Source organism: Rhodococcus sp. NPDC056743 (genome assembly GCF_042790355.1).
In the GTDB taxonomy this organism is placed as follows: domain Bacteria; phylum Actinomycetota; class Actinomycetes; order Mycobacteriales; family Mycobacteriaceae; genus Rhodococcus_F.
In genome coordinates, this window is the sequence record NZ_JBHTZI010000007.1 from 287,946 (window position 1) to 300,504 (window position 12,559).

Here is a 12,559-nt window from a genome sequence, read left to right on the forward strand (position 1 = left end):
TCCCGCACGTGGGGAGCCCTGTCCGCGCCCGTAGTCTCGTCACCGTGAGTATCGCAGCGGACAACCTGGACAGTTTGCGTCACCACGGAGACGTCGACGCGCAGCCGGGGCTTCTCGATTTTGCCGTTAACGTTCAGGGCAGCGGCCCCCCGGCGTGGCTGCAGGAGCGCCTGGCGCACGAGTTGTCGACGCTCGGTGCGTACCCCTCTGTGGCAGCGGAACTGCGGGCCAGGGAAACCGTCGCGGCGCGGCACGGCCGCCGGCCCGACGAGGTGTTGTTGCTTTCCGGTGGGGCCGAGGGATTCGCCATGCTGCCACGGCTCGGCTCGACAGCGGCGGCGCTGGTCCATCCGTCGTTCACGGAACCCGAGCTGGCTCTGCGGGAGGCCGGCGTGCCCGTGACGCAAGTGACGTTGGAACCGCCGTATCTGTTGCGTGACGCGGACGTGCCCGAATCGGCCGATCTTGTGGTTCTGGGTAACCCCACCAATCCGACGTCGGTGCTGCATCCGAAAGACGATGTGCTGGCGCTGCGTCGGCCGGGCCGAATTCTGGTCGTGGACGAGGCCTTCGGCGACGCGGTACCGGGAGAATCCGAGAGCGTGGCCGATCGGTCGTTGCCGGACGTGCTGGTGCTGCGAAGTCTGACAAAGACATGGGCGCTGGCAGGTTTGCGATGCGGCTACGCCCTCGGAGCACCCGACGTGCTGGCGCGGCTCACCGAGGGTCGGGCGCATTGGCCGCTCGGTAGCTTGCAGATCGAAGCGATCAGGGCGTGTTGTGAACCATCGGCGGTGAGGCAGTCGCAAGAGAAGGCAATCGAAATTGCCCGCGATCGGGAGTCGATGTGCCGCGAACTGCGCGGTATCGGAATCTCGGTCCACGAACCCGCGTCGGCGCCCTTCGTTCTTCTCGAGCTTGCCGACGGAGAAGCGATGCGTCTGCACCTTCGTGAGCGCGGAATCGCTGTACGTCGGTGCGATACGTTTCCCGGACTCGGCCCCGATCATCTACGCCTGGCAGTTCGCCCGCCGCATCAGGTGTCGATCCTGATCGACGCAATGAAGGAGATTTTGTGAGCACAACCCTCGCCGACGTCATAGCGGTACTCGAGGCCGCGTACCCACCGGCACTCGCCGAGTCGTGGGACTCCGTCGGATTGGTGTGCGGCGACCCGGCCGATTCGGTAACCCGGGTGGTCGTTGCCGTGGATCCCACCGAATCCGTGGTCGACGACGCTATCGCCTCGGGCGCGGACCTGCTGGTCGTGCACCATCCGCTCCTGCTGCGCGGAGTCGATACCGTCGGCGCGCACACGCCGAAGGGCGCCCTGGTGCACAAGCTGATCAAAGCGGGATGCGCCTTGTTCTCGGCGCACACCAACGCCGATTCGGCCGATCCCGGCGTCTCCGACGCTCTGGCCGATGCGCTCGGTCTGACAGTGCTGCGCCCGATCGAACCGAAGCCTTCGCAGCCCCTGGACAAATGGGTGGTCATGGTGCCGATCGAGACCGCCGCCGCAGTGCAGGACGCGTTGTTCGAGGCAGGTGCCGGCCGCATCGGCGACTACAGCGAGTGCAGTTGGACCGTCACGGGTACCGGACAATTCCGTCCCGGCGACAATGCAACTCCGGCCATCGGAAGCGTTGGAGCATTGGAGCAGGTCTCGGAAGATCGGATCGAGGTCATCGCGCCGCGCCCCAAGCGCGCGGCGGTACTCGAGGCTCTGCGCACCGCACACCCCTACGAAGAACCGGCCTTCGACGTGTTCGAGTTAGCCACCTTCGCGAGCTCACTGGGCCTCGGCCGCATCGGTGAGCTTCCGCACGCCGAATCGCTGCGCGAGTTCACCGCGCGCGTCGCGGGAGGTTTGCCGTCGACGGAATGGGGTGTTCGAGCCGCCGGTGACCCCGACGCGATGGTGCGTACCGTCGCGGTCTGCGGCGGTTCCGGCGATTCGTATCTCGGCGTGGTGTCCGCGCTGGGCGTCGACGTGTATGTGACGTCCGACCTGCGGCATCACCCGGCTGACGAGCACCTGCGGGCTGGTGGACCGGCACTCGTCGACGTTGCACACTGGGCCAGTGAATATCCGTGGTGCGCCCAGGCGAAGTCGGTGGTCGACGCCGCCTTCGGGTCCGTTCCCGAGTGGCACAGCCGAGTCAGCACCATCCGCACCGATCCGTGGTGCCTGAGTGCGTCGTAGGTGGCCACCGATCAAGGTACGGTTGCACGAACATTTCAACAGCAGACCCGTCACCGGACATACAGCAGGAGTTACACAGCGTGAACGTCCAACCACAGGTGCAAGCCAAGCTTCTCGACCTCGCCGGCGTGGATGCGGAGCTCACCCGGATCGCACATCGACGCGGTGCCCTTCCCGAGCAGCAGGAAGTTGACCGTCTCGAGGCTGAGCGCGTCAGCCGCAAGGATGCGTCCGTCGGCGTCGAAATCCAGATCGACGACATCGATCGCGATATCCGCAAGCTCGAAGGTGAGATCGACGCTGTTCGTCAGCGTGAAGACAAAGACCGCACTCTCTTGCAGAGCGGCAAGGTAGCTGCCAAGCAGCTCACCGAACTCGAACACGAACTCGGCAGCCTCGTGCGTCGACAGGGGCTTCTCGAAGACGAGTTGCTCGAGGTCATGGAGCAGCGTGAGGCGCTGCAGGCAGATTACGATCACGCCGGCGCGCAGCTGTCGCAGGCAGAAGAAGAATTGGTCGACGCCAAGCGTCGTCGCGACGACGCCGTCGCCGATCTGAACAAGGCGCAGGAGCGTTGCGCCGCGGACCGTGAGCGTTTGGTCGCCGAGTTCCCCGCCGATTTCCTGGCGGTTTACGAGAAGCAGCGCACTCTCGGCGGACCCGGCGCAGCCCTGCTTCAGGCTCGCCGCTGCGGCGCCTGCCGAATCGAAATCGACCGCGGCGAGATTTCGCGCATTGCGGGCACGGCGTCCGATGTTGTCGTCCGTTGCCCCGAATGCGGCGCAATCATGGTGCGTACCAAGGAGTCCGGTCTGTGAGTTTGTCACGAGTCATCGTCGAGGCTGACGGTGGATCGCGGGGAAACCCAGGTCCGGCTGGCTACGGCGCCGTTGTGTTCGACAGCTCCCGCACGGTGCTGGCAGAACGCAAGGAAAGCATCGGCACCGCCACCAACAATGTTGCGGAGTATCGCGGGTTGATTGCGGGTTTGACCGCTGCCGGCGAACTCGGCGCCTCCGACGTTGATGTCCGGATGGATTCCAAACTGGTTGTCGAGCAGATGTCCGGGCGCTGGAAGGTCAAGCACCCGGACATGATTCCGCTGCAGCGGAAGGCCGCGGAGTTGGCGGCGCAGTTCGCGAGCGTGACGTACACCTGGATTCCCCGCGCCGAGAACTCGCACGCGGATCGCCTGGCCAACGAGGCTATGGACGCGGCCGCCGGTGTGGACACCGCAAGCGACCCTGTCCCGGTGTCGACACCGCGAACCGCGCCCGCCGAGACCTCGTCCGAGCCGCAGATCGCCGGTTCGCCCGGGTGGACGGCCAGCGTGGGTAAGCCGACGCGCATGTTGCTGCTGCGCCACGGCCAGACAGCGATGTCGGTCGATCGCCGGTACTCGGGTCGGGGTAACCCGATCCTCACGGCACTGGGGCGGGCCCAGGCTGCCGGTGCAGCAGCACGATTCGGCAGTCGCGGCGGCATCGACGCCATTGTCTCGTCTCCGTTGGGCCGCACGCGCGAAACGGCCGAGGAATCGGCGCGGGTTCTCGGCCTGCCGGTGATCGAGCACAAGGGTCTGATCGAAACCGATTTCGGTGAGTGGGACGGGCTCACGTTTCGTGAAGCGGCGCAGCGCGATCCGGAACTGCACACGGCGTGGTTGTCCGACACGTCCGTGAAGCCGCCTGGCGGTGAGAGCTTCGACGAGGTTCGTGAGCGGGTGATTGCCGCCCGTGACGATCTGCTCGCAACCTACGGTGGATCGACCCTGCTCGTGGTCTCGCATGTGACACCGATCAAGACTCTGGTGCAATTGGCGCTCGATGCGGGCCCGTCGTTGCTGTATCGCTTGCACCTGGATTTGGCGTCGTTGAGTATCGCCGAGTTCTACCCGGACGGGGGAGCATCGGTGCGACTGGTGAACGACACATCGCACCTGCGCTAGCTACAGAACGAGCCAGAGCGCGCTGACCGCTCCGAGCAGGGTCAGCGGCGTGGTTGCCAGACCGAGCAGTGTGAAGGTTGCCAGCGTGGGCGCAGCGTCCACGCTGGTAGCCACTCGCCGCCACAGCATCGTGGCCAGTGATCCGACGTAGGTGAGGTTGGGGCCTAGGTTCACCCCGATGAGCATGGCCAGGATCAGACCGGCCGGGGCCGAGGGCCCAAGGGCCGCGATCATCAGCAAGGTGGCCGGCAGGTTGTTCACGAGATTGGACGCGATAGCCGCCACCGCTGCCACCACGAGCAGTGAGACGTAGCTGGTATCGGACGGCAGCATCCGGGCCACGGCATCCCCGACGGGACCGTTCGCGACGCCCGCCACCACAATGCCGAGCACCAGAACAAATGCGCAGAACCACAGATCGGCCGCGTAGACGATCCGCGTGAAGTCGGTTCTGTGGTGGCGAAGGGCGATCGCAGACAGCACTGCGGCCCCGGCAACCGCCACCCACGCCGGTTCGATGCCGACGAATCCCGAAGCGCCGAAGCCCAACAGCGTTGCCCCGATGACAACCAACGGCAGGACGGGAGCCGGTGCGTGGTGAACTTCTCGAACCGGGGCAGCCACGGGACCGAGCTCCGATCGGAAGAACCATCGAAAGATGACGTACTCGATCACGATCGTCACGATCCACGGCAGCGCCATCAGCGCGGTGAAGTGCAGGAAAGTCAGTCCTGTTGCCGAAAACGCAATGAGGTTGGTCAGATTGGAGACGGGGAGAAGTGTCGACGCCGAATTCGAGAGGTGCGCAGCGGCATACGAGTGCGGCTGCGGGCTGACGCTGATGGATCGGGCGGCGACGATCACTGCCGGGGTGAGCAGCACAACCGTCGCGTCGAGACTCAGTACGGCCGTTGTCACGGCCGCTGCGCCGAACACATAGGTGAGCAGGCGCCGCGGATCGCGGCGCGAACCTTGCCTCAGAATCTGACTGACCCAGTGGAAAACACCCAGTGCGTCGGCGGCATGAGCGAGGATCAGCACCGCCACAAGGAACACGACGGTCGGCGCCATCGCCGTCACTTCATCGCGTGCCTCACCGAGCGTGACCGCCCCGGCCAGAACGACAGCCAGGGCGGCGGGGCCGGCCACCACGATCTCGGGCAGTCCGCGCGGGCGAACAATCGCGAACACAAGCACGAGCCCGACCAGAACGATCGGAAGAAGACTCACTTCAGAAGTTTGTGGAGAGTGTTCAGATTGCGGGTGGTGGTGTACGCCTTGAACTTCGGCTTGCCGGTGTTCTTGCCGAATGTGCTCTTGATGGTCATGCCCTTCTCGACCTCCCAGTACAAGACACCGTCACCCGGGGCGACCCGTTCGACTGCTGGATCGAGCCCCGCCGCCGATTCGACGAGTTCTGCGAGTACCGACGGTTCCGACGCGATCATCGCGTACGCATGCCAACCCTCGCGGTCGGGGTCGAAAGGATATCCGTCGACGATGGCCGCCAAGGCTGAGGTGTCGAGCACGAACACCCAGGCTTCGTACCCGAATTCGCGGTTCAGAGCTGTTTCGATGGTTTTCTTCAGCGCCGGCACATTCGCACTGGCGCTGTCGAAGAGGACATTGCCCGAGGCCAGGACCGTCTTCACACGCTCGAATCCGAGTTCGGTGAAGACGCGCGCAAGGTCCACCATCTTGATGTTGATACCGCCGACATTGATGCCGCGTAGCAGGGCCACGTACCGAGTCATAAGGCGACCATAGTTCGGGTCACCGACAGCGACCCGGTAACCTACTGGGGCGGACGAGTTGGCCGGGCGGCCGCGGATCAGGGAACCAGCGCGTCGTGCGCACAGGCCCCGAGTCGAGGAAAGTCCGGACTCCACAGAGCAGGGCGGTTGTTAACGGCAACCCGAGGCAACTCGCGGGACAGTGCCACAGAAAACAGACCGCCTGCCTTTCGGGGCAGGTAAGGGTGAAACGGTGCGGTAAGAGCGCACCAGCACCCCGGGTGACCGGGGTGGCTAGGTAAACCCCGCCCGGAGCAAGGTTGAAGGTCGCATCGCGTGCGGTGCGGCTGCGCAAGTGTTCGAGGGCTGCTCGCCCGAGCTTGCGGGTGAACCGCGTGAGGCACCCGGCGACGGTGTGTCCAGATGGATGGTCGCCACTCGTCACTTCGGTGTCGAGGACAGGATCCGGCTTATACGCCAACTCGTTCGCCCTGACTTGTTCAAGGCGTCGCAAGCGCAGACAACCCCCGTCGGCATGGCCGATGGGGGTTGTCTGTCGTAGATCGTGTGGCGGTGGATCAGATGGGCTTGATGACCAACAGCGTCGCCCAGTAGGTCGCCGCGTCATGGCCCATGAGCGGGAGGAGGTAATCGTAAAGAATTGCGGACATTGCGCGCTCCAATTTCTGTTCGTAGCTTGTCGAGGGCGATCAAGCAGAACTCACCGTTCGATTGTCCGGTTTTCACCTGCCAGGCCAAGTCGAAAGAATAGCAGTCTCACAGCGATCTACAAGCTTGACTCCCACTGAAATGCCACACTGTATTCATGACTGATGAAGATCGACTCTGGTACTTCGACGTGTCCGATGGTTCTGTCTCTCAAGGCAAGGGTCCCTCATCTTTGACGAGAATGGGGCCGTACCCTGATCGGGAGTCGGCAGAGCATGCACTGCAGATCGCGGCGGAACGCAACAAAGCCGCTGATCGGGCCGATGACGACTGGAACAACTGAGTTCGGTTGATGCGCCGAATCGAAGGTGGAGGACGCGTGCCCGCAAGTCGAATAACGGTGCAGGGAATCGACTTCGGGACGATTCGGGCGGAGTTTTCGTTACCCGATGCGTTCGGTAGGGCGGCACAGAGCGAAGCCGACAACGCCCGAGATCGGCATGCCGACGGCCGAGTCGACGCCACACACATCGAGTTCGTCACCATCGACCCGCCCGGATCGATGGACCTCGATCAGGCAGTGCATCTGGAAAAGTCGGCCGACGGCTTTGTTGTCCACTACGCCATCGCGGACGTCGCCGCGGTGGTGATTCCGGGCGGCGCGCTCGACGTCGAAACCCGTAAGCGGGGCCAAACCTTCTATCTCCCGGACGGTTCCGTACCCCTGCATCCGCGTGCCCTGTCGGAAGGGTCGGCCAGCCTGTTGCCGGATGTGGTCCGCCCGGCAGCACTCTGGCGAATCGAACTCGACGTCAACGCAGAGCCGACGTCGTGGACCGTGACCAGAGCCCTCGTGAAATCCGTGGCGCGTCTGGACTATTCGACGGTCCAGGCCGACGCCGATGCCGGTACCTTGCACCCCTCGATCGCAGCTCTCCCGGAATTCGGCAGGCTACGTGGTGACTCGGCGGTAGCCCGCGGCGCAATCGAACTGAAGTTGCCGGAGCAGTCGGTGGTCCGGGAAGAATCCGGGCCGGACGAAACCGGTCGGTGGCGAATTGTGTTGGAACCGCGCACGGAAGCCGACGACTGGAATGCCGAAGTATCGCTGTTGACGGGGATGTGTGCCGGCAGGATGATGATCGACGCAGGTGTCGGATTGTTGCGGACGCTGCCGCCGGCCGAGCAATCGGCAGTGGACACGTTGCGGAGAACTGCGGTTGCACTGGGTATTACGTGGCCGCCGGGCAAATCGGTTGGCCAAGTTCTCGCGGGACTCGACGCGCAGGAGCCGTCCACGATGGCCTTGATGTCGGTAGCGCCGTCTTTGCTGCGTGGCGCTGACTATGCGGCGTTCGACGGCCAATTGCCCGATCTGACAGTGCATGCGGGGATCGGCGCGCCCTACGCTCACGTGACCGCTCCGTTGCGCCGGTTGTCCGATCGATTCAGTACCGAGATTTGTCTGGCGATCAGCGCTGGTACGCCGGTACCGGATTGGGTGCGCGCGGCACTTCCGGAATTGCCGCCGATCATGAGTGGATCGGATTCGGTTGCCAACAAGGTGGACCGGGCCTGCATCGATCTGACCGAGGTGACGTTGCTCGAGGGACGCGTCGGCGAGGTGTTCGACGCTGTCGTGATGCGATCGAAGGACGGCAAGCGTGCGGCTGAGGTGTTCATTCCGTCGGTAACCGTGATCGCAAAATGTGTGGGCACTCCCGACGACGGTGAGCGGGTGAAGGTGCGACTCACCGCCGTCGACACGACCAAGCGAACTGTGGAGTTCACTTTCCCGGCGTAGAGCTTTCCGGCACAGAGCAGAGTTACCGGTAGGAGTCCGTTGCCTCGATCAGGTGATGGGTGATGCCGGGTTCCATCGCGGAATGGCCGGCGTCGTCGACTATCACGAGCTTTGACTCCGGCCAGGCATTGTGTAGGTCCCAGGCACTGGTGGCGGGGCAGACGACGTCGTAGCGACCTTGCACGATGGTTCCGGGAATGCCGTGCAGGGCGGAACTCTTGGTCAGTAGTTGACCTTCGTCGAAGAAACCGCCGTTGACGAAATAGTGGTTCTCGATCCGGGCAAAGGCCAGCGCAAAGCGCACTTCGGAGTTCTCCTCGACCTTGTCCGGCTTCGGGATCAGGTAGCTTGTCGCACCCTCCCACGCGGACCAGGCGATGGCAGCGCGCTCTGCCACAGCGGCGTCGTCGGAATGCAGGAGTCGGTGGTACACCGCCACCAGATCGTCGCCGCGCTCGTTCTGCGGCACCGGTTCGAGGAACTTGGCCCAGCGTTCGGGGAACAGATGACCCGCTCCGCCGTTGTAGTACCAGTCGATTTCGCTTCGACGCAGGAGGAAGATCCCGCGCAGCACAAGCTCGGTGACACGGGCTGGAAAGGTTTCGGCGTAGGACAGTGCGAGGGTTGAGCCCCACGATCCGCCGAACACCATCCACTTCTCGATACCGAGATGCTCACGCAGGGCTTCGATGTCGTGCAGCAACTTGTCGGTGGTGTTGACCGACAGATCGGCGCCGTCAGCGACGTGCGGAGTGGACCGACCGCATCCACGCTGGTCGAGAAGAATGATCCGGTAGGCGTCTGGATCGAAGAACTGCCGCAGCGACGGGTGTGTCCCACCGCCGGGGCCGCCGTGCAGAAACACGACAGGTTTGCCGTCGGGGTTTCCGCTGATCTCCCAGTACATGTTCTGGTTGTCGCCGACGTCGAGGAAGCCTGACGTGTGCGGCTCGATCGGGGGATAGAGCTCGCGGAGTTCACCTGTTTCGGCCATCAGAAACCGACCATGCCCGACGCGAGGTCGGGGATCTCCAGCGCGTACAGCGCACCGTCTCGGATTTCCGGACAGGTGGTTGCCATGGCCGTGTCGATACGATCACGGTGAGCCGCAAGGTCGAGCAGGTTTATGCCGTTCTGGCTCGCCCACGTACCAACCAGGAGATTGAGCGCGCCCTTGCCCAGCGTCGGGGTGACTGTTCGCCAATTCTGAAGCTCGGCTTCCATGTCCGAGCACAACTGCTGCACCTGAGCGTCGGTGAATGTGCCCGCTGCGGCGGCCGTCGTAGTCGCCGCAGCAGCGGAAGTGGTCGGTGTGGCCGAGCTGGGCGCGGGAGAGGTCGTTGTCCCTCCCGCGCATCCGCTCAGAACCGTCACGAGAGCAGCAGCACCAACGCCGGCCGCTGTGAAATGACGACGGTTACCGATCATGAACGCACCCCTGAATTTCTTTTCGAGAGACAGGCGGCGTTCGCCGGTCTCGGATCAGAAACTGTGCTCGACGGCCGGGAAGGCGCCCGTGCGAACTTCTGACGCATAGGCTGCGGCCGCTGAGCGCAGTTCGTCACCGACGTTACCGAAACGCTTGACGAACTTGGCTGTCTTGCCGCTCGTGTAGCCGGCCATGTCCTGCCAGACGAGGACCTGGGCGTCACATTCGTTGCCCGCCCCGATGCCGACGGTGGGGATGGTCAATTTGCGTGTGACCTGGCCCGCGATGTCGGCCGGAACCATTTCCATGACAACGGAGAAAGCGCCGGCTTCCTGAACGGCAATGGCGTCCGCCACAAGCTGGTCGGCGCCGTCGCCGCGGCCCTGGACGCGGAATCCCCCGAGCGAGTTGACGCTCTGCGGCGTGAAACCGACGTGTGCCATGACGGGAATGCCGGCCGAGGTGATAGCGGCAATCTGCTTGCTCATCCGCTCGCCGCCCTCGAGCTTCACGGCGTGCGCGAGGCCCTCTTTCATGAAGCGGGTAGCGGTAGCCAGAGCCTGTTCGGGGGAGGCTTCATAGGTACCGAACGGAAGGTCGGCAACAACAAGTGCGTGGGGAGCGCCGCGAACTACACCGCGAACCAGCGGGAGAAGTTCGTCGACCGTGATCGGCACGGTGGTGTCGTACCCGTATACGACGTTGGCGGCGGAATCACCGACGAGGAGAACCGGAATTCCGGCTTCTTCGAAGATTCGGGCCGTCGAGTAGTCGTATGCCGTGAGCATCGACCAACGTTCGCCGTTCTGCTTCATCTCGGCGAGGTGGTGGATGCGTGTCTTGCGCATCGGAGCAGCCGGGGTAGCAGCTGCGGAACCGTACAAAGGAGTCTCGGACATCGTTGTCCCTTTCGTGCCTCGAGGCCTTAGGCATTGATTGCCGTCGGGTCCCCGGGTGTGGGTGATGACACGCTCAGTCTGCCACCGGAAACCGTCGGTGCGAATAGCAAAACCTGGTGCGATGGGTCACACCGGCAAGCGATGCCGCAGAAGTAGCGAATGGCTGGTAACCGTCGTTTCCTGGCACCATCGAGGTATGTCGAAGTTCGTTCGCCTCTCCGGTGTGTGTACCGCAAGCGTCGCTGTTCTCCTGTTGGTTGTCGGTTGCACCGCTGCCGACGGTGACAATCCCTCGTCTACTTCCATCGCTTCCGAGGGGTCTGCAGATTCCGCGGCAGCGGGTTCGGTTCCGGCGGGGTTGGAGACGTTTTACGAGCAGACTCTCGACTGGGGTTCGTGTGCACGATTTGCCACCCCGGGTGATTCACCGCTCAGCAGTTCGGTCGATTGCGCCGCGGTCACGGTTCCGGTCGATTACGCGGAGCCGACCGGAGAGACGGCGCAGGTTGTCATTTCGCGAGCAGCGGCGACGGGGGATCGAATCGGATCGCTCCTGATCAACCCTGGTGGACCTGGTGCGTCAGGACTGGCGATGGCGACTCAAGGTTCCAGGACGGAGCTCGCGGAGCGTTTCGACCGGATCGGGTTCGATCCGCGCGGCGTGGGGGCGTCGACGCCTCAGGTCCGCTGTCTGACGCCGGCGGAGTTCGATGCCGAGCGCGCGGATGTCGACATCGACATGACCCCCGAGGGGATTTCCGACGCGGAACAGGACAGTAGGGATTACGCCGCGGCATGCGTGGAGAACACGGGAGCCGAGTTCCTTGCGCACGTCGGAACCTATGAAGTGGTGCGCGACATGGACGTGATTCGCGGTGTGCTCGGGGATCCCGAGTTGAACTTCCTCGGGTTCTCCTACGGAACGCGAATCGGCGCGACCTACGCCGAAACTTTCCCCCAGAACGTTCGGGCCATGGTGCTCGACGGCGCTTTGGATCCGAATCAGGACGTCGTCGACGAAGTTGTGCTGCAAGGGCAGGGCTTCCAGGTCGCGTTCGATGCCTTTGCCGCCGACTGTGCGTCGCGGCGCGATTGCCCGCTCGGAAGTGATCCGGCCCGGGCACGAGAGCGGTTCCAGGCGTTGATAGAACCACTGATCGACAACCCTGCCGCCACGACGGATCCGCGCGGACTCAGCTACGAGGATGCGATCACCGGTGTGCAGCAGGCGCTGTATTCGCAGCAGTTGTGGACGACATTGCGCATGGGTCTGTCCGGCCTGGCGGATGGTCGAGGCGATGCGTTGCTGAGTTTGGCCGATCAGTACGAGGGCCGAAACATCGACGGCACGTATTCCAACATCAACGACGCGTTCAATGCGATCCGGTGCGTCGACGATCCGGCCACCACTGATCGGGCAGAAGCAGGTGAAGCCGACACCCGGTATCGCGAGGCCGCACCGTTCCTCGACGACGGGCGAGGTACCGGCCAGGCGCCGCTCGATCTGTGTGCGTTCTGGCCGGTTCCGGCGACCGGTAGTCCGCATGAGCTCGATCCGCAGGCACTCGCCGACGCCGGCCTTCCGACGCTGGTCGTCGTGTCGACGACGCAGGATCCGGCAACTCCGTATCAGGCCGGCGTGGACCTCGCGCGACAACTCGGAGCCTCGCTCGTCACGTTCGAGGGAACGCAACACACCGTTGCTCTGGACGGCGAGCCATGCGTCGACGACGCGGTGATCAACTACCTCGTCTACCTGAAGATCCCGGAGGACGGGCTGACATGTTAGTACCTGTAGGCCCGCACGCAGGGGCGATGTGGGAGTGACGCATCACTCCCGCAACTCGTGCCGCTGATGTAACACAGATTTA

General features: G+C 63.9%; 12 protein-coding genes and 1 other RNA gene. 8 read left to right on the plus strand and 5 right to left on the minus strand.

The window, feature by feature from the left end:
• Nucleotides 1-44 precede the first annotated feature (44 nt).
• The 4 genes from cobC to ACFRFQ_RS18050 all read left to right on the plus strand — a co-directional run bounded on the left by cobC (nucleotide 45) and on the right by ACFRFQ_RS18050 (nucleotide 4,154).
• The gene (cobC, locus tag ACFRFQ_RS18035; protein ID WP_378660294.1) at nucleotides 45-1,079 is read left to right on the plus strand and encodes an Rv2231c family pyridoxal phosphate-dependent protein CobC; all 1,035 of its coding nucleotides are present in this window, start codon (nucleotides 45-47) and stop codon (nucleotides 1,077-1,079) included.
• The gene (locus ACFRFQ_RS18040; RefSeq protein ID WP_378660297.1) at nucleotides 1,076-2,206 is read left to right on the plus strand and encodes a Nif3-like dinuclear metal center hexameric protein; all 1,131 of its coding nucleotides are present in this window, start codon (nucleotides 1,076-1,078) and stop codon (nucleotides 2,204-2,206) included. Before cobC ends, ACFRFQ_RS18040 begins: the two co-directional genes overlap by 4 nt.
• Before the next feature lie 80 nt (nucleotides 2,207-2,286).
• Complete coding sequence (locus ACFRFQ_RS18045) at nucleotides 2,287-3,024, plus strand: zinc ribbon domain-containing protein (RefSeq protein WP_378660299.1); 738 nt, start codon at nucleotides 2,287-2,289, stop codon at nucleotides 3,022-3,024.
• Nucleotides 3,021-4,154: a bifunctional RNase H/acid phosphatase gene (locus ACFRFQ_RS18050; protein ID WP_378660302.1), complete on the plus strand. Its 1,134-nt coding sequence runs from the start codon at nucleotides 3,021-3,023 to the stop codon at nucleotides 4,152-4,154. The genes ACFRFQ_RS18045 and ACFRFQ_RS18050 overlap by 4 nt, the downstream gene beginning before the upstream one ends.
• On the opposite strand, the gene ACFRFQ_RS18055 is transcribed toward ACFRFQ_RS18050, so the two are convergent.
• On the minus strand, nucleotides 4,155-5,384 hold the full coding sequence (locus tag ACFRFQ_RS18055; RefSeq protein ID WP_378660305.1) for an SLC13 family permease: 1,230 nt from the start codon (nucleotides 5,382-5,384) through the stop codon (nucleotides 4,155-4,157).
• Nucleotides 5,381-5,908, minus strand: coding sequence for a DUF1697 domain-containing protein (locus tag ACFRFQ_RS18060; protein WP_378660307.1), 528 nt, complete (start codon nucleotides 5,906-5,908; stop codon nucleotides 5,381-5,383). Before ACFRFQ_RS18060 ends, ACFRFQ_RS18055 begins: the two co-directional genes overlap by 4 nt.
• Before the next feature lie 54 nt (nucleotides 5,909-5,962).
• On the opposite strand from ACFRFQ_RS18060, the gene rnpB reads away from it, so the two are divergent.
• From rnpB to ACFRFQ_RS18075, 3 genes are all read left to right on the plus strand, one after another.
• Nucleotides 5,963-6,376: RNase P RNA component class A (gene rnpB / locus ACFRFQ_RS18065), an RNA gene on the plus strand.
• Between the two features lie 337 nt (nucleotides 6,377-6,713).
• A complete protein-coding gene (locus ACFRFQ_RS18070) occupies nucleotides 6,714-6,899 on the plus strand; it encodes a hypothetical protein (protein WP_033233133.1) in 186 nt (61 codons plus the stop codon).
• Nucleotides 6,900-6,908: 9 nt separating this feature from the next.
• Nucleotides 6,909-8,360 (plus strand): RNB domain-containing ribonuclease, encoded by a 1,452-nt coding sequence (locus ACFRFQ_RS18075; protein ID WP_378660312.1) that lies wholly within the window; start codon nucleotides 6,909-6,911, stop codon nucleotides 8,358-8,360.
• A gap of 22 nt (nucleotides 8,361-8,382) precedes the next feature.
• On the opposite strand, the gene pip is transcribed toward ACFRFQ_RS18075, so the two are convergent.
• Genes pip through panB form a run of 3 tightly spaced genes read right to left on the minus strand, consistent with a single transcriptional unit; the run spans nucleotide 8,383 to nucleotide 10,688 of the window.
• Nucleotides 8,383-9,354, minus strand: a complete 972-nt coding sequence (pip, locus tag ACFRFQ_RS18080; RefSeq protein ID WP_378660315.1) for a prolyl aminopeptidase — start codon at nucleotides 9,352-9,354, stop codon at nucleotides 8,383-8,385.
• Entirely contained in the window at nucleotides 9,354-9,788 is a 435-nt protein-coding gene (locus ACFRFQ_RS18085) for a hypothetical protein (RefSeq protein WP_378660318.1), read from the minus strand. The genes pip and ACFRFQ_RS18085 overlap by 1 nt, the downstream gene beginning before the upstream one ends.
• A gap of 54 nt (nucleotides 9,789-9,842) precedes the next feature.
• Complete coding sequence (gene panB / locus ACFRFQ_RS18090; RefSeq protein ID WP_378660321.1) at nucleotides 9,843-10,688, minus strand: 3-methyl-2-oxobutanoate hydroxymethyltransferase; 846 nt, start codon at nucleotides 10,686-10,688, stop codon at nucleotides 9,843-9,845.
• A 196-nt stretch (nucleotides 10,689-10,884) separates the two neighbouring features.
• Here panB and ACFRFQ_RS18095 point away from each other — a divergent pair, with 196 nt between their 5' ends.
• A complete protein-coding gene (locus ACFRFQ_RS18095; RefSeq protein ID WP_378660324.1) occupies nucleotides 10,885-12,477 on the plus strand; it encodes an alpha/beta hydrolase in 1,593 nt (530 codons plus the stop codon).
• Nucleotides 12,478-12,559 lie beyond the last annotated feature (82 nt).